Source organism: Pseudomonas pichavaramensis (genome assembly GCF_050473265.1).
Taxonomy (GTDB): domain Bacteria; phylum Pseudomonadota; class Gammaproteobacteria; order Pseudomonadales; family Pseudomonadaceae; genus Aquipseudomonas.
In genome coordinates this window covers 63,633-79,352 of record NZ_JBJKFJ010000017.1, presented here as the reverse complement: position 1 = coordinate 79,352, position 15,720 = coordinate 63,633, and the positions used below count along the sequence as shown (strand labels likewise).

The window sequence follows — 15,720 nt, the reverse complement described above, 5'->3', positions numbered from 1 at the left end:
GGATTGCATCCGGGCTACACAGTTAAACGCCTTCCAACAAGGCACGCACCGGGGCGAAGGAACGCCGGTGAATCGGCGTCGGTCCCAGGCGCTTGAGCGCTTCGAGGTGCACCGGCGTGGGGTAGCCCTTGTGCCCGGCGATGCCGTAGCCCGGATACAGGCGATCCATCTCGAGCATCTCACGGTCGCGGCTGACTTTGGCCAGGATCGAGGCAGCAGCAATCGCCGGCACCCGGCTGTCACCCTTGACCACCGGCGCACTGGGCACCGCCAGCTTCGGGCAGCGATTACCATCGATCAACGCCAGCCTGGGCGTCACCGACAAGCCTTCAACGGCACGCTGCATGGCCAGCATGGTGGCGTGGAGGATATTCAGGCGGTCGATCTCTTCCACCTCGGCGCGGGCAATGCACCAGGCCAGCGCCTTTTCGCGGATCTCATCGAACAGTGCCTCACGGCGTAATTCAGTGAGCTTCTTCGAATCGTTCAAGCCCAGAATCGGACGGGCCGGATCAAGGATCACCGCAGCCGTGACCACCGCACCGCAGAGCGGGCCGCGGCCGACTTCGTCGACACCGGCCACCAGTTCTTCGACCAGCGTGAAATCCAACCCAAGCTGCATCAGGCGCGCCCCGCCAGTTTCAGCACGGCATCGGCCGCTGACACAGAGGCGTCGCGGCGCAGCGCACGATGAATCACATCGAAGCCCTCGGTCTGCACCTGACCACCGTCGATAAGGGGCGCTACAGCCTGAGCCAGAGCATCTGCAGTGGCTGCATCCTGGATCAGCTCCGGCACCAGCAGACGCTCGGCCAACAGGTTAGGCAGCGAGATGTAAGGACTTTTCACCAGGCGCTTGAGAATCCGATACGTCATGGGCGCTACGCGGTAGGCGACAACCATCGGGCGCTTGTACAGCAGCGCTTCCAGAGTCGCAGTGCCCGAGGCGATCAGCACCGCATCGCAAGCGGCCAGCGCCTCGTGAGAACGGCCATCGAGAAGGGTCAGCGGCAAATCACGACTGGCGAGCATCTGTTCGAGTTGCGTGCGCCGCTCGGGCGTGGCGCAGGGCAGCAGGAAGCGAACACCGGGTCGCAGCGAACGAAGACGAATGGCGGCATCGAGAAAGAGATCGCCCAGGCGCCCCACTTCTCCGCCGCGGCTGCCCGGCATCAAGGCTACCACCGGCTCGTTCTGAGGCAGATCCAGCGCTTCACGAGCAGCCGCGCGGTCCGCCTGCTGCGGAATCGCATCAGCCAGTGGATGACCGACGAAACGCACAGGCACCTGGTGCTCGTCGTAGAACTGCGCTTCGAAGGGGAACAGCGTCAGCATCAGATCACAGGCTTCGCGGATTTTCAGCACGCGCTTCTGCCGCCAGGCCCAGACCGACGGGCTGACATAGTGGACGGTCTTGATTCCGGCACGGCGCAGCTTGAGCTCCAGGCCGAGGTTGAAATCTGGTGCATCGATGCCAATGAACACATCGGGCTGCGCAGCGATCAGGTCACGAGCGAGCTGACGACGACGACCGAGAAGCTCGAACAGACGGCCGAGCACCTCGACCAAGCCCATGACCGCCAGGCGCTCCATGGGGAAATAGGATTTCAGGCCCTCGGCTTCCATGCGCGCACCACCCACACCGATGAATTCGGCATCCGGGTAGCGCTGCTTGATGGCCTGCATGAGGCCCGAACCAAGAATGTCACCGGACGCCTCACCGGCGACCAGTGCGACGCGAAGAGGTCTGGTCATAGCTGTCTCGGAACCTGCTGAAAGTCTCACGAGCTAAAGCCGTGCAGGGCAAAAGCAGAATGTAAGGAGTGGTGACTGGACATGCTGATCGGCCGGCGCACGAGCTCAGGCCTGAGACCGTACATAATGAACCGGAGATTAGCGCGTGATACCGCGCGTGGACGCCTGAATGGAGTCGCGAAATATTGCGACTTCGGGAAACTGGGCGGCGGAGTCCGCCAGCTCGTTCAGCGCCTGCTCGACGGTCAGCCCCTGGCGGTATACCAGCTTGTAACCTTTACGCAATGCGGCAATTGCCTCGGCGGAAAAACCACGCCGACGCATACCTTCGAAATTCATGCTGCGCGCTTCGGCCGGGTTGCCGAATACGGTGACGAATGCAGGAACATCCTTGCCAATGGCGGTACCCATGCCGGAAAAGCTGTGCGCGCCGATGCGGCAGAACTGATGCACAAGGGTGTAGCCCGACAAAATCGCCCAGTCATCGACCCATACGTGACCCGCCAAAGCCGTGTTATTGACCAGGATGCAGTGATTGCCGATGACGCTGTCATGACCAATATGGGCATAGGCCATGATCAGGTTGTGGTCACCGATGGTGGTTTCACTACGATCCTGCACGGTACCGCGATGAATGGTCACGCCTTCGCGGATCACATTGCGATCCCCGATCACCAGGCGCGTCGGCTCCCCCTTGTATTTGAGGTCCGGCGTGTCTTCGCCTACCGAGGAAAACTGATAGATACGATTGTGCTTACCGATTACGGTCGGTCCCTTGAGCACTACGTGCGGACCTATGACGGTACCCTCGCCAATTTCCACATCGGGCCCGACAATGCTCCAAGGGCCGACGACTACGTCGTCGGCCAATCTGGCACTGGGGTCGATGATGGCGCGAGGGTCAATCGAACTCATAGCTTGCGTTCCGCACAGATGATTTCAGCGGAGCAGACTTCCTTGCCGTCGACAGTAGCGCGGCACTCGAATTTCCAGATGCTGCGACGGTCGCTCAGGTATTTGGCTTCCAGCACAAGCTGATCGCCCGGTGTGACAGGAGAACGGAAGCGCAGCTTGTCGGAGCCGACGAAGTAATACAGGGTGCCATCGGCGGGCTTAACGCCCATCATCTTGAAGCCGAGAATCCCGGCAGCCTGAGCCATGGCTTCGATGATCAGCACGCCCGGCATGATCGGATGCTCGGGAAAGTGGCCATTGAAGAAGGGCTCGTTGATGCTGACATTCTTGTAGGCGCGAACAGTCTTGCCTTCGACGTCCAGGTCCACCACACGATCCACCAGCAGGAAGGGATAGCGGTGCGGCAAATATTCACGAATTTCGTTGATGTCCATCATGTCCGGTTAAGCCTGTAAGAAAAGAAAAGAGCACGGCAGCGCGCCATGCTCAGGCATCAGATGAGACATTCGCCGTCTGGGTCACGGCGGCCAGCTGCTTTTCCAGCTCACGCAGACGCTTGGCCATCTCGTCCAACTGACGAATACGAGCCGCACTCTTCTTCCACTCACCCGCCGGTTGCATGGCGGTACCGGAAGAATAGGCTCCAGGCTCGGTGATCGAACGGGTCACCATGGTCATCCCGGTGACGAACACGTTGTCGCAGACCTCGATATGGCCAACCATGCCAACGCCGCCTGCGATCATGCAGTTCTTGCCGATCTTGGTGCTGCCGGAAATCCCGCAGCAACCGGCCATGGCGGTGTTGTCACCGATCTGCACGTTGTGCGCGATCATGATCTGGTTATCCAGCTTCACGCCATTGCCGATCAGGGTGTCGGAGAGCGCACCGCGATCCACTGTGGTGTTGGCACCGATCTCGACGTCATCGCCGATGGTGACTCCGCCGATTTGCGCGATCTTCTGCCAGACGCCCTTCTCGTTGGCGAAACCAAAACCTTCACCACCGATCACGGCACCAGACTGAATGACCACACGCTTGCCGATCTGTACGTCGTGGTACAGCGTCACCCGCGGTGCCAGCCAGCCGCCATCACCGATGATGCTGCGCGCACCGACCACGCAATGCGCGCCAATGCTGACGTCTGCACCGATACGCGCACCGCTCTCGATAACCGCATAAGCGCCGATACTGGCACTCGGATCCACCTGCGCATCATCGGCGACCTGAGCAGTGGCATGAATACCTGCCGCGGCCACGGGTTTGCGATCGAACAGATGGGAAAGCTGGGCGTAGGCAAGATAGGGGTTCGCGACGATCAGCGCATCCCCCGCATAACCTTCCGCGTCAGCGGCCGTCAGCAGCACTGCACCGGCCTGAGCCTGCGCCAGGTACTTGCGGTACTGGGCGTTGGCCAGGAAACTCAACTGTTCGGGCCCGGCCCCCTGCAAGGTGGCCAGGCCCGAGATAACCTTGCCTTCGGCGCCACGCAAGGTGGCACCCAGGCGCTCGGCCAACTGGCCGAGGGTATATGTCGCGGCCATGCTTAACGCATCTGATTCATGCGCTCGATGACCTGGCGAGTGATGTCGTACTGAGGTTTGACATCGATCACCGCACCGCGCTCGAGTACCAGGTCGAAGTTGCCATTCTTGATGACTTCTTCCACCGCCTTGTCCAGGTTCGGCTTGAGCTTGGCCAGCATCTCACGGTCGGCAACCGCCTTGGCTTCGTTAAGCTCCTTGGACTGGAACTGGAAGTCACGGGCCTTTTGCTTGAACTCGAGTTCAAGACGTTCGCGCTCGGCCTGCTGCATCTTCTCGCCGTCTTTGACCATACGATCTTGGATACGCTTGGCATCGCTTTCCAGGGTCTTGAGCTTGTTCAGCTGCGGACCGAACTTCTTCTCGGCATCGACGGCATAACGCTTGGCAGCATCCGACTCGAGCAGTGCCATCTGATAGTTCAGCACGGCCACCTTCATCTCGGCGAACGCCGGAGTGGCGATCAGGGCGGCGGTGAACAGAACCAGTTGAGTCAACTTACGCACAATGCACTCCTGCAACAAAACTGTTGGCTTTCGGTGAAACAAGTTAGAAGGTCTGACCCAGGGAGAACTGGAATACCTGAGTATCGGCATCATCCGGTTTCTTGATCGGCATTGCCAGGCTGAAACTCAGAGGACCCAGTGCGGTGATCCAGGTGACACCGACACCCACGGAGCTGGCCAGACTGCTGAAATCGATATCGCAGCTGTCGCTCAGACGCTTCTGCGTCGAGCTGCAGTTGGTGTCGAACACGTTACCCACATCCCAGAACAACGCAGTACGCAAGGAACGCTGGTCCTTCACGAAAGGCAGCGGGAACAGCATTTCCACGCCACCCTGCACCAGCACGTTACCGCCGAACGGCAGCGGATCCTGATCCGGGTCGGCGATAGTGCCAGGTTTGGTACCAGTACTCGGCGTACTACGTGGCCCCAGGCTGCTGTCCTCGAAACCACGTACCGAGTTGAAACCACCGGCGTAGTAGTGCTCGTAGAACGGCAACTCGGCAGTGCTGCCATAGCTGTCGCCATAGCCCAACTGGGTATGGAAGCGCAGCGTGTAGTTATCGCTGAGCGGGGTAAATACCTGGCCACGGTAGTCGAGTTTGTAGAACGACAGGTCGCTGCCCGGCAAGGTGCTCTCCAGCACCAGGCTTTGCGAATGTCCGCGAGTCGCCAGGGTGCCGCGGTTCAGCGTCGACTCACTCCAGCCGATCGAACCCTTGAAGTTCAGGTAGTTGTCGCCTTCGGCATCGATGAAGTCGAAGATCTCGTCGACGGTGTAACGCCCGGTATCGATGCTGTCCTGCTGCACGCTCAGACCATAGGTCAGACGCGAGGTCTCGCTGATCGGGTAACCGATATTGACGCCGGCACCGAGGCTGTCGACCGAATAGCTGGATACGTCGACATCGAGTTCGTCGTAGTCAGTGGTGCGGTAGAAGGCGTTGTAACCCAGGCTGACGCCGTCGACGGTCCAGTAGGGGTCAACGAAGCCGAAGCTGTAACGGGTCTGATATTCACTGCGGGTCAGGCCGATGCTGACCTTGTTACCAGTACCCAGGAAGTTGTTCTGACTGATCGAGCCACCCAGGATCAGGCCGGCATTCTGAGCAAAGCCGACGCTGGCGGTGATGGAGCCGGACGGCTGCTCTTCGACACTGTAGTTGACGTCGATCTGGTCGTCAGTGCCCGGCACCTGCGGGGTCTCGACGTTGACTTCCTTGAAGAAGCCAAGGCGCTCCAGGCGAACCTTGGACTGATCGATCAGGTAGGTCGAGGCCCAGCCGCCTTCCATCTGACGCATCTCACGGCGCAGCACTTCATCCTCGGACTTGGTGTTGCCACGGAAGTTGATGCGATTGACGTAGGCACGCTTGCCTGGGTCGACGAAGAAGGTAATCGAGACGGTATTGTCCTCGTCGTGCGCTTCCGGCACGCCGTTGACGTTGGCGAAGGTGTAGCCCTCGTTACCCAGACGGCGCGTGATCAGCTCACTGGTAGTGGTCATGATCTTGCGCGAGAAGACCTGCCCTTCCTTGACCAGCAGCAGCGCGCGTACGTCTTCTTCCGGCACCTTGAGGTCACCGGACAGTTTCACGTCGCGAACGCTGTATTTCTCGCCTTCCTCGACGTTGACGGTGATGTAGACGTGCTTCTTGTCCGGGGTAATGGATACCTGGGTGGAGCTGATATCCATGTTGATGTAGCCGCGGTCCAGATAGTAGGAACGCAGACGCTCGAGGTCACCGGAGAGTTTTTCGCGAGCGTATTTGTCATCGTTGCGGAAGAACGACAACCAGTTGGTGGTCTTCAGCTCGAAGAGATCGACCAGATCTTCATCGGAAAAGACGGTATTGCCCACGACGTTGATGTGGGAAATCGCCGCAACGGTGCCCTCGTTGATGTTGATCTTCAGCGCCACACGGTTACGTGGCTGTGGAATCACTTCCGCTTCGATCTCGGCCGAGTAACGACCCTGGGCTACGTACTGACGCTGCAATTCGTTACGCACGCCTTCGAGGGTGGCGCGCTGGAAGATCTCGCCTTCGGCCAGGCCGGACTGATTCAGACCCTTGAGCAGATCTTCGGTGCTGATGGCCTTGTTGCCCTCGATCTCGATGCCGGAGATGGAGGGACGCTCGACCACGGTGACAACCAGAACGTCGCCGTCGCGACCGAGCTGGATGTCCTGGAAGAAACCGGTGCGGAACAGCGATCGGGTAGCGTCGACCAACTGACGATCATCGACCTGCTCGCCCACGTTCAACGGCAGCGCGCCGAATACACTGCCAGCGGAAACCCGCTGCAGGCCATTGACGCGTATATCGGAGATGGTGAAGGACTCGGCGTGAACTTCGGCGATCATCAATGCGGACAGAACCGCAGGTAGCAGCAGACGTTTCATGAAGTCCTTTCTTATTCCAACTGACGATAAAAGCTGCCGCTCTAAGCGACACTTCTTATGAATCTCAAGAACGCAATTCAGCAATGCTTACAGACGGCTGAGGTCGTTGACCAGCGCCAACAACATGACCCCGATCACCAGACTGATGCCGATCTGCATCCCCCAACCCTGAATCCGCTCGGACAAGGGGCGACCACGCACCCACTCAACCAGGTAAAACAGCAGATGCCCACCATCCAGTACAGGAATGGGCAGCAGATTGAGAACCCCCAAGCTAATACTCAGATATGCAAGGAATTTCAGGAAATCCCCCAGCCCTGACTCAGCTGAAGCGCCCGCCACTTTAGCAATGGTTATCGGCCCGCTCAAGTTTTTTACCGAGAGCTCCCCGAACAGCATTTTCTTCAGCGAATCGAGGGTCAGAAGGCTCATCGACCAGGTCTGACGAGCGCCTTCGGCAATGCCCTCGAGCGGCCCATAGCGAACTTCGCGCAGCATTTCCGGTGGCCAGTCGACCCCCTTCACTCCCGCGCCAAGGTAACCACTGCGCGCCTCACCCTCACCACGTGCGGCCAGGGTCAACTGAATATCCTGCAGTTGCCCGTCACGCTCGAAGCGCAGGGTCACGGCTTCTCCCGGCAGCTTGCGCACGCGGTCAACCAAATCCTGCCAGTCAGCCAGCGACTCGCCATCGAGCGCGAGCAGACGATCACCCTCTTTCAGGCCGGCAGCATAGGCCGGCCCCTTGGAATCGACCTCGGCCAGTACCGGCTCGAGCACCGGCCGCCAGGGACGAACACCGAGAGAACCAATCGGGTCCGGCTCGTCGACGCCACGCAGCCAGTTATCCAACTGCACCTGCTTGGTCGTTTCGACACTCGAACCAGGCTCGAGCACCCGCAGACTCAGGGCGCCGCTCTCACCAAGGCGCCTGACCAGCTGCAGGTTGACCGCCGCCCAGCCGCTGGTGGCCTCACCATTGACCGCAACGATCTCTTCTCCGGCACGCAAGCCGGCCTGATCGGCCAGACTGTCAGGCTGCACCGCGCCAATCACCGGGCGCACCTGCTGACTGCCCAGCATGGCAACGAACCAGAAGAACAGTAGAGCCAGGAGGAAATTGGCTACAGGTCCGGCAGCAACGATGGCAATACGCTGACGCACGCTCTTGCGGTTGAAGGCCTGCTCGACCTGCTCGGCCGGCACATTACCCTCGCGCTCATCGAGCATCTTCACGTAGCCACCCAGAGGAATGGCGGCCACCACGAACTCGGTCCCCTGACGATCATGCCAACGCAGCAATGGCGCGCCAAAGCCGACGGAGAAACGCAGCACCTTGACCCCGCAGCGGCGGGCCACCCAGAAATGCCCGAACTCGTGAAAGGTCACCAGCACACCCAGAGCGATCAGGGTGCCAAGTAGCATGTACAACCCACTCATTTCACTTCTCCAGCTCTACGAGGCGCTCACGGCCGGGCGCACGCCGGGTCAATACAGGCTCCGTCAATGACGGGCAAACCATTCGCCGGCCAACGCACGCGCCTGTGCGTCGGCCTCGAATACAACATCGAGCGCTTCGACAGCCTGCACCGGTTGCGCGTTCAACACGGACTCAATCATACGCGGGATGTCGCTGAAACGTATGCGTCGCTGCAGGAAGGCCTCTACAGCTACCTCGTTGGCAGCATTGAGTATCGCCGGCGCGCTGCCACCGGCCTGCACCGCTTCGCGAGCGAGACGCAGACAAGGGAAACGCTGCTCGTCAGGACGCTCGAAGTCGAGACGACCGACAGCGAACAGATCCAGTGGCGACACCCCCGAATCGATGCGTTCCGGCCAAGCCAGCGCATGGGCGATGGGTGTACGCATATCAGGATTGCCCAGTTGCGCCAGCACTGAACCATCGACGTAATCGACCAACGAATGGATCACGCTCTGCCGGTGAATCACCACCTCGATCTGCTCAGGGCGGGCATCGAACAACCAGCACGCCTCGATCAGTTCCAGCCCCTTGTTCATCATGCTCGCCGAGTCGACGGAGATCTTGCGCCCCATTGACCAGTTCGGATGAGCACAAGCCTGCTCGGGCGTCACATGCTCCAGCTCTGCCAGGGGGGTTTCACGGAACGGCCCACCGGAGGCCGTCAACAGCACGCGGCGAACACCCACCTGTTGCAAACCCTGGGAGTAGTCGCCCGGCAGGCACTGAAAAATCGCATTGTGCTCGCTGTCGATCGGCAGCAACACGGCGCCACTGTTTCTGACCGCCTGCATGAACAGGGCGCCGGTCATCACCAGCGCCTCCTTGTTGGCCAGCAACACCTTCTTGCCTGCCTGCACGGCCGCCAGTGTCGGGCGCAGCCCAGCCGCCCCGACAATCGCAGCCATCACGCAATCGACCTCGGCATCGGTAGAGACGGCGCACAAACCCTCTTCACCGAACAGCACCTGAGTATCCAGGCCGTCAGCCTGCAGGCTGCCCTGCAAGCTGCTTGCAGCCTTGGCATCGGGCACCACGGCATAGCGAGGACGATGCTTGAGACACAGCACCCGCAACTCGGCCAGACGCGAAAAGCCGCTCAAGGCAAACACGCTGTAACGCTCGGGATGGCGGGCGATCACATCCAGCGTGCTGAGCCCGATCGAACCAGTAGCCCCAAGCACGGTGACCCGCTGCACTGCACTCACAGCGAACCCCAGCCGGCCAGCCAGAGCAGCGCGGCGAACAGCGGAACGGCGGCGGTAAGACTGTCGATACGATCGAGCACGCCGCCATGTCCCGGCAGCAGATTACTGCTGTCCTTGATTCCGGACTGGCGCTTGAACATGCTTTCGGTCAGGTCGCCGATCACGGAAATAAACACCACCAGCGCCGCACCCAGCAGCGCCAGCAGCAGCCCGGAGAAGGACCAGTCTTGCTGCAAACCGACCAGCAAGGTGATCAACAAACTCGCCGCCAGCCCGCCATACACCCCTTCCCAACTCTTACCGGGACTGACCTTCGACGCCAGCTTGCGCTTGCCGAACGCCTTGCCGGAGAAGTAGGCGCCAATGTCTGCACCCCACACCAGCACCATCACTGCAATGATCAGCGCATTGGCCTGCGGCCATTGTTTCAGCAGAACCAGGCCCTGCCAGGCCGGCAGCAGGATCAGCAAGCCGATCAGCAACCGACGCGCAACGCCCCTCCAGAGGCGACTACTGTCCGGGTAGGTGAGCACCAGAAAGGTTGCCACCAGCCACCAGGCCACAGCCACCACCAACAGCAGCGGCGCAACGACTGGCGTCAGGTACAGCACACCCAGCAACACCGCCACGGCGGCGGCGTAAGCAACTCGCTGCGACTGGGCATCGAGCCCAGCCAAACGCGCCCATTCCCAAGCGCCCAGCGTAACGACCGCACCGATGAACAAGGCAAAGGCAGCACCGTCGAGCAGAAAGAATCCACCCAGAGCAATGGGCAACAGCACCAATGCCGTGATGATTCGTTGTTTGAGCATCAGGAACCCGCCTCAGCCTCCACCTGCTCGCTGGTCTTGCCAAAGCGACGCTGGCGGTTGGCGAAATCAGCCAGCGCCTTGCGCATGGCCTCGTGCTTGAAGTCCGGCCAATACAGGTCGGAGAAATACAGCTCGCTATAGGCCAGCTGCCAGAGGAGAAAATTGCTAATGCGATGTTCGCCGCCCGTACGAATGCACAGGTCCGGTAACGGCAGGTCGCCGGTAGCCAGACAACCCTGCAGCAATCCGGGCGTAATGTCCTCGACTTGCAGATGACCAGCCTGAACCTCGCGCGCCAGGCGTTGAGCCGCCTGGGCAATATCCCACTGCCCACCATAATTGGCGGCAATTTGCAGGATGAAACGGCGACTGCCCGCTGTCAGCAACTCCGCCTCACGCATTGCGGCCTGTAGCTCCGGATGAAAGCGTGAGCGGTCACCGATGATGCGCAGACTGATGTCGTTGTCCTGCAGGCGCTTGGCCTCTCGGCGCAGCGCACTGAGGAACAACTCCATCAGCGCTCCAACCTCATCGGCGGGACGCTGCCAGTTCTCACTGGAGAAGGCGAACAGGGTCAACACCTCGACACCCGACTCGGCACAGACCTCGATCACCGCACGAACGGCGTCGACCCCCGCCTTGTGCCCTGCCACGCCCGGCAACAGGCGCTTCTTTGCCCAGCGGTTGTTGCCGTCCATGATGATGGCGACATGCCGCGGCACCGCCTGTTTGTTCTTGTCCATGTCTGGCGCTCAGCCGTCAAACGGCCATCAGGTCCGCTTCCTTGGCCTCCAGGGCCTTGTCTACGTCAGCAACGAACTTGTCGGTGATCTTCTGCAGCTCGTCAGCGGCACGACGCTCCTCGTCCTCGCTGATCTCCTTGGCCTTGGACAGCTTCTTCAGCTCGGCCAGGGCATCGCGACGCACGTTGCGCACGGCCACCTTGGCATCTTCAGCTACGCCACGCGCCTGCTTGGTGTAGCCCTTGCGGGTCTCTTCGGTCAGAGCCGGCATCGGCACACGGATGGTGGTGCCAGCGCTGCTCGGGTTGAGGCCCAGATCGGAAGTCAGGATGGCCTTCTCGATGGCCGCGCTGAGGTTCTTGTCGTGGGCCACGATCTTCAGGGTGCGCGCGTCCTCGACGGTAATCGCAGCCACCTGATTCAGCGGCATGTCGCTACCCCAGGCCGGCACCTTGATGCTGTCGAGAATGCTCGGGTGGGCACGACCGGTACGAATGGAGGCCAGGTTGCGACCCAGGGCGTCCAGGGACTTGCTCATACGTTCCTGAGCGTCTTTCTTGATGTCGTTGATCATTGTGCTTCCTCCTCGATCAGGGTTCCTTCGGCGCCGCCCACCACTACATTGAGCAGAGCGCCAGGTTTGTTCATATTGAAGACCCGCAGCGGCATGGCGTGGTCGCGGCACAGACAAATCGCCGTCAGATCCATCACGCCCAGCTTGCGATCCAGCACTTCGTCATAGGTCAGACGCTCGAATTTCTCGGCATGCGGGTCCTTGAACGGGTCGGCAGTGTACACGCCATCGACCTTGGTCGCCTTCAGCACCACATCGGCATCGATTTCGATGGCGCGCAGGCAGGCGGCCGAATCGGTGGTGAAGAACGGGTTGCCAGTGCCGGCAGCAAAGATCACCACCTCACCACCTTTCAGATGGCGCATGGCCTTGCGGCGGTCGTAATGATCGGTAACGCCGACCATGGAAATGGCCGACATGACGATGGCCGGAATGTTCGAGCGCTCCAGCGCATCGCGCATGGCCAGGGCGTTCATCACCGTGGCCAGCATACCCATGTGATCACCGGTGACCCGGTCCATGCCGGCAGCGGACAGCGCGGCTCCGCGGAACAGGTTACCGCCGCCGATCACCAGGCCGACCTGCACGCCGATGCCGACCAGTTGGCCGACTTCCAGCGCCATGCGATCGAGCACCTTGGGATCGATGCCGAAGTCTTCCGAGCCCATCAGGGCTTCGCCGCTAAGTTTGAGCAGAATGCGTTTGTAGCGTGGTTGGCGACCAGTCGTCTGCTGAGCCATAGCAAGTCTCTCCTGCGGCGATTTGAATTCTGTATGCAGCATAGAGCTGCAATTGTCGGACACCTTCTTAGTGTCGCCAGTCACCTGTCATGATGACCCTGTCACTTTGCGCCCCCTTATTCGGCAAAGAGGCCGCACGCGTTAGCGGGCAGCCTCTTTGGGGCACTTACCGAACCGCTAATTACTGCTTGCTGGCAGCAACCTGGGCGGCAACTTCGGCAGCGAAGTCGGTCTCGGCTTTCTCGATGCCTTCACCCACTTCGTAACGAACGAAGGAAACGACTTCAGCACCGGCTTTCTTCACCAGGTCACCGACCTTGACTTCCGGATCCATGATGAAGGCTTGCTCGACCAGGCTGGCTTCGGCCAGGAACTTGGCGATACGGCCTTTGACCATGTTCTCGACGATGTTCTCCGGCTTGCCGGCGATTTTCTCGGCGTTCAGCTGCAGGAAGATTTCTTTTTCCTTGGCAACCAGTTCCTCGGAAACCTGGTCCGGCGAAACAACGGCAGGGTTGGAGGCAGCGACGTGCATGGCAACGTGCTTGGCCAGTTCGTCGTTGCCGCCCTTCAGGACAACCAGAACACCGATGCGGTGGCCGTGCAGGTAAGCACCAACGGTGTCACCGGTTACAGCGGTCAGACGACGGATGTTGACGTTCTCGCCGCACTTGGCAACCAGCGCTTCACGAGCGGATTCGCGCGAGGCGATCAGCGGAGCAGCTTCGGTCAGGTTCTGCTCGAAAGCTTCGTCCAGGCTCTCTTTTACGAAGCCTTTGAAGTCGTCCTGCAGAGCCAGGAAGTCGGTCTGCGAGTTGACTTCGATGATCAGACCACGACCGCCTTCGACACGAACGGCGATGGAGCCTTCAGCAGCGATGTTGCCGGCCTTCTTGGCCGCCTTGATGGCGCCGGAAGCGCGCATGTCGTCGATCGCTTTCTCGATGTCACCACCAGCAGCAACCAGTGCTTTCTTGCACTCCATCATGCCTTGACCGGTGCGCTCGCGCAGTTCTTTAACCAGGGCTGCAGTAATCTCTGCCATCTTGAAAATCCTCTCGGTAGGTCTTCAACCAAATCAAATCTTTGAGTGGCAAAAAGGGGGCCTAGCCCCCTTTTTGCTCAGCACGTAACGCTATATGAGCAACGTTACTGCTTAGCCTTCGGCAGCTTCAGCGGCCGGAGCTTCTTCGACGAACTCTTCGGTGGCACCACCAGCGTTGCTGCGACCACGGATCACGGCGTCAGCCATGGCACCCATGTACAGCTGGATGGCGCGGATGGCGTCATCGTTACCCGGGATGATGTAGTCAACGCCTTCCGGGCTGCTGTTGGTATCGACGATGCCGATAACCGGGATGCCCAGCTTGTTGGCTTCGGTGATAGCGATGCGCTCGTGGTCAACGTCGATTACGAACAGTGCGTCCGGCAGGCCGCCCATGTCCTTGATACCGCCCAGGCTGCGATCCAGTTTTTCCAGATCACGCGAACGCATCAGGGCTTCTTTCTTGGTCAGCTTGGCGAAGGTGCCGTCCTGGGACTGGGTTTCCAGCTCGCGCAGGCGCTTGATCGAAGCACGGATGGTTTTGTAGTTGGTCAGCATGCCGCCCAACCAGCGGTGATCGACGAACGGCGAGCCGCAACGAGCAGCTTCTTCGCGAACGATCTTGCCAGCGGAACGCTTGGTGCCGACGAACAGGATCTTGTTCTTGCCAGCAGCCAGCTTCTCAACGAAAGCCTGAGCTTCGTTGAACATCGGCAGGGTTTTTTCGAGGTTGATGATGTGAATCTTGTTGCGCGCGCCGAAAATGTACTTGCCCATTTTCGGGTTCCAGTAACGGGTCTGGTGGCCGAAGTGCACACCGGCCTTCAGCATATCGCGCATATTGACTTGGGACATGATAGTTCCTTGAGTAAGTCGGGTTAGGCCTCCACGTATCCCAGCTTCCAACCTCCGAACTTGTCGAAAGGCACCCAGAAAACCGTGTCGATACGTGTGTGGGTTTGAGCTTTCGGGCACAGCGCCCGTAAAGCGGCGCGTTTTATACCACACAAAGCCGGCGCAAGCTACAAAAGCTGGCAAACAAAGCAGACATCCGAACCCAACTCCGGCCGGATCATGCGCCCCTTTGGGGCTGGCACGGCGAAGCTGCTAAGATAGCGCCCTTTCCGTTCGTGCCCGAGAGCTTCATATGACCGTCACCATCAAATCCGCCGAAGAAATCGAGAAAATGCGCGTGGCCGGCCGCCTGGCCGCCGAAGTGCTGGAAATGATCGGCGAGCACGTCAAGCCCGGCGTCACCACCGATGAGCTGGACCGCCTCTGCCACGACTACATCGTCAACGTACAGAAGGCCATCCCCGCCCCGCTCAACTACAAGGGCTTTCCCAAGTCGATCTGCACTTCGATCAACCACGTGGTCTGTCACGGCATTCCCAACGACAAGCCTCTCAAAGACGGCGACGTACTGAACATCGACGTCACCGTGATCAAGGACGGCTACCACGGCGACACCAGCAAGATGTTCATGGTCGGCAAGGTCGCCGAATGGGCCGAGCGCCTGGCAAAGGTCACCCAAGAGTGCATGTATAAAGGCATCGAGCTGGTCAAACCCGGCACCCGCCTGGGCGATATCGGCGAAGTGATCCAGAAACATGCCGAGAAGAACGGTTTCTCCGTGGTGCGCGAGTACTGCGGCCACGGCATCGGCGCCGTGTTCCACGAAGAGCCGCAAGTGCTGCACTACGGCAAGGCGGGCACCGGCATGGAACTCAAGGAAGGCATGACCTTCACCATCGAGCCGATGATCAACCAGGGCCGCGCGGAAACCCGCCTGCTCGGCGACGGCTGGACCGCCATCACCAAGGACCGCAAGCTCTCCGCACAGTGGGAGCACACCATTCTGGTCACGGCCGACGGTTACGAGATCTTCACCCTGCGCAGCGATGACACCATCGCCCGCACTTCGGCCTGAGCCGGCTACGCCAGCAACCGCAACGGTGCGCACTCCGTACCCCATGACCGATATAAAGGAAGGCAA

Annotated in this window: 16 protein-coding genes; 1 reads left to right on the top strand and 15 read right to left on the bottom strand. The window is 60.2% G+C overall.

Features of this window, described 5'->3' with window-relative positions; translation table 11 throughout:
- Window positions 1-22: 22 nt before the first annotated feature.
- From rnhB to rpsB, 15 genes are all read right to left on the bottom strand, one after another.
- On the bottom strand, window positions 23-622 hold the full coding sequence (gene rnhB / locus ACJRW5_RS22660) for a ribonuclease HII (protein ID WP_484572744.1): 600 nt from the start codon (window positions 620-622) through the stop codon (window positions 23-25).
- Window positions 622-1,755 carry a lipid-A-disaccharide synthase gene (gene lpxB, locus ACJRW5_RS22655; protein ID WP_484572743.1) on the bottom strand — a complete coding sequence of 378 codons (1,134 nt, stop codon included), beginning with the start codon at window positions 1,753-1,755 and terminating at the stop codon, window positions 622-624. The genes rnhB and lpxB overlap by 1 nt, the downstream gene beginning before the upstream one ends.
- A 138-nt stretch (window positions 1,756-1,893) precedes the next feature.
- Entirely contained in the window at window positions 1,894-2,670 is a 777-nt protein-coding gene (gene lpxA, locus ACJRW5_RS22650; RefSeq protein WP_484572742.1) for an acyl-ACP--UDP-N-acetylglucosamine O-acyltransferase, read from the bottom strand.
- Window positions 2,667-3,107 carry a 3-hydroxyacyl-ACP dehydratase FabZ gene (fabZ, locus tag ACJRW5_RS22645; RefSeq protein ID WP_017363778.1) on the bottom strand — a complete coding sequence of 147 codons (441 nt, stop codon included), beginning with the start codon at window positions 3,105-3,107 and terminating at the stop codon, window positions 2,667-2,669. Before fabZ ends, lpxA begins: the two co-directional genes overlap by 4 nt.
- A 49-nt stretch (window positions 3,108-3,156) precedes the next feature.
- The gene (lpxD, locus tag ACJRW5_RS22640; protein WP_484572741.1) at window positions 3,157-4,212 is read right to left on the bottom strand and encodes a UDP-3-O-(3-hydroxymyristoyl)glucosamine N-acyltransferase; all 1,056 of its coding nucleotides are present in this window, start codon (window positions 4,210-4,212) and stop codon (window positions 3,157-3,159) included.
- Between the two features lie 2 nt (window positions 4,213-4,214).
- On the bottom strand, window positions 4,215-4,718 hold the full coding sequence (locus ACJRW5_RS22635; RefSeq protein WP_197857846.1) for an OmpH/Skp family outer membrane protein: 504 nt from the start codon (window positions 4,716-4,718) through the stop codon (window positions 4,215-4,217).
- A gap of 43 nt (window positions 4,719-4,761) precedes the next feature.
- Window positions 4,762-7,122, bottom strand: coding sequence for an outer membrane protein assembly factor BamA (gene bamA, locus ACJRW5_RS22630; RefSeq protein ID WP_484572740.1), 2,361 nt, complete (start codon window positions 7,120-7,122; stop codon window positions 4,762-4,764).
- A gap of 87 nt (window positions 7,123-7,209) precedes the next feature.
- A complete protein-coding gene (gene rseP, locus ACJRW5_RS22625; RefSeq protein ID WP_484572739.1) occupies window positions 7,210-8,562 on the bottom strand; it encodes a sigma E protease regulator RseP in 1,353 nt (450 codons plus the stop codon).
- A gap of 63 nt (window positions 8,563-8,625) precedes the next feature.
- The gene (gene ispC / locus ACJRW5_RS22620) at window positions 8,626-9,810 is read right to left on the bottom strand and encodes a 1-deoxy-D-xylulose-5-phosphate reductoisomerase (RefSeq protein WP_484572738.1); all 1,185 of its coding nucleotides are present in this window, start codon (window positions 9,808-9,810) and stop codon (window positions 8,626-8,628) included.
- Window positions 9,807-10,622 (bottom strand): phosphatidate cytidylyltransferase, encoded by an 816-nt coding sequence (locus ACJRW5_RS22615; RefSeq protein WP_484572737.1) that lies wholly within the window; start codon window positions 10,620-10,622, stop codon window positions 9,807-9,809. Before ACJRW5_RS22615 ends, ispC begins: the two co-directional genes overlap by 4 nt.
- Window positions 10,622-11,365 (bottom strand): polyprenyl diphosphate synthase, encoded by a 744-nt coding sequence (gene uppS / locus ACJRW5_RS22610; protein ID WP_484572736.1) that lies wholly within the window; start codon window positions 11,363-11,365, stop codon window positions 10,622-10,624. The genes ACJRW5_RS22615 and uppS overlap by 1 nt, the downstream gene beginning before the upstream one ends.
- A 16-nt stretch (window positions 11,366-11,381) precedes the next feature.
- A complete protein-coding gene (frr, locus tag ACJRW5_RS22605) occupies window positions 11,382-11,939 on the bottom strand; it encodes a ribosome recycling factor (protein WP_484572735.1) in 558 nt (185 codons plus the stop codon).
- A complete protein-coding gene (gene pyrH, locus ACJRW5_RS22600) occupies window positions 11,936-12,679 on the bottom strand; it encodes a UMP kinase (protein WP_484572734.1) in 744 nt (247 codons plus the stop codon). The genes frr and pyrH overlap by 4 nt, the downstream gene beginning before the upstream one ends.
- 181 nt (window positions 12,680-12,860) lie before the next feature.
- Window positions 12,861-13,724, bottom strand: a complete 864-nt coding sequence (gene tsf, locus ACJRW5_RS22595) for a translation elongation factor Ts (RefSeq protein ID WP_484572733.1) — start codon at window positions 13,722-13,724, stop codon at window positions 12,861-12,863.
- A 111-nt stretch (window positions 13,725-13,835) separates the two neighbouring features.
- The gene (gene rpsB / locus ACJRW5_RS22590) at window positions 13,836-14,579 is read right to left on the bottom strand and encodes a 30S ribosomal protein S2 (protein ID WP_159973134.1); all 744 of its coding nucleotides are present in this window, start codon (window positions 14,577-14,579) and stop codon (window positions 13,836-13,838) included.
- 292 nt (window positions 14,580-14,871) lie between these two features.
- On the opposite strand from rpsB, the gene map reads away from it, so the two are divergent.
- Complete coding sequence (map, locus tag ACJRW5_RS22585; RefSeq protein WP_484572732.1) at window positions 14,872-15,654, top strand: type I methionyl aminopeptidase; 783 nt, start codon at window positions 14,872-14,874, stop codon at window positions 15,652-15,654.
- Window positions 15,655-15,720: the final 66 nt, after the last annotated feature.

Coding starts and splice junctions, on each gene's coding strand:
- rseP (WP_484572739.1), bottom strand. CDS start 8,562: ATGAGTGGGTTGTACATGCTACTTGGCACCCTGATCGCTCTGGGTGTG.
- rpsB (WP_159973134.1), bottom strand. CDS start 14,579: ATGTCCCAAGTCAATATGCGCGATATGCTGAAGGCCGGTGTGCACTTC.
- pyrH (WP_484572734.1), bottom strand. CDS start 12,679: ATGGCTCAGCAGACGACTGGTCGCCAACCACGCTACAAACGCATTCTG.
- uppS (WP_484572736.1), bottom strand. CDS start 11,365: ATGGACAAGAACAAACAGGCGGTGCCGCGGCATGTCGCCATCATCATG.
- frr (WP_484572735.1), bottom strand. CDS start 11,939: ATGATCAACGACATCAAGAAAGACGCTCAGGAACGTATGAGCAAGTCC.
- ACJRW5_RS22615 (WP_484572737.1), bottom strand. CDS start 10,622: ATGCTCAAACAACGAATCATCACGGCATTGGTGCTGTTGCCCATTGCT.
- rnhB (WP_484572744.1), bottom strand. CDS start 622: ATGCAGCTTGGGTTGGATTTCACGCTGGTCGAAGAACTGGTGGCCGGT.
- lpxB (WP_484572743.1), bottom strand. CDS start 1,755: ATGACCAGACCTCTTCGCGTCGCACTGGTCGCCGGTGAGGCGTCCGGT.
- map (WP_484572732.1), top strand. CDS start 14,872: ATGACCGTCACCATCAAATCCGCCGAAGAAATCGAGAAAATGCGCGTG.
- bamA (WP_484572740.1), bottom strand. CDS start 7,122: ATGAAACGTCTGCTGCTACCTGCGGTTCTGTCCGCATTGATGATCGCC.
- lpxA (WP_484572742.1), bottom strand. CDS start 2,670: ATGAGTTCGATTGACCCTCGCGCCATCATCGACCCCAGTGCCAGATTG.
- tsf (WP_484572733.1), bottom strand. CDS start 13,724: ATGGCAGAGATTACTGCAGCCCTGGTTAAAGAACTGCGCGAGCGCACC.
- fabZ (WP_017363778.1), bottom strand. CDS start 3,107: ATGATGGACATCAACGAAATTCGTGAATATTTGCCGCACCGCTATCCC.
- lpxD (WP_484572741.1), bottom strand. CDS start 4,212: ATGGCCGCGACATATACCCTCGGCCAGTTGGCCGAGCGCCTGGGTGCC.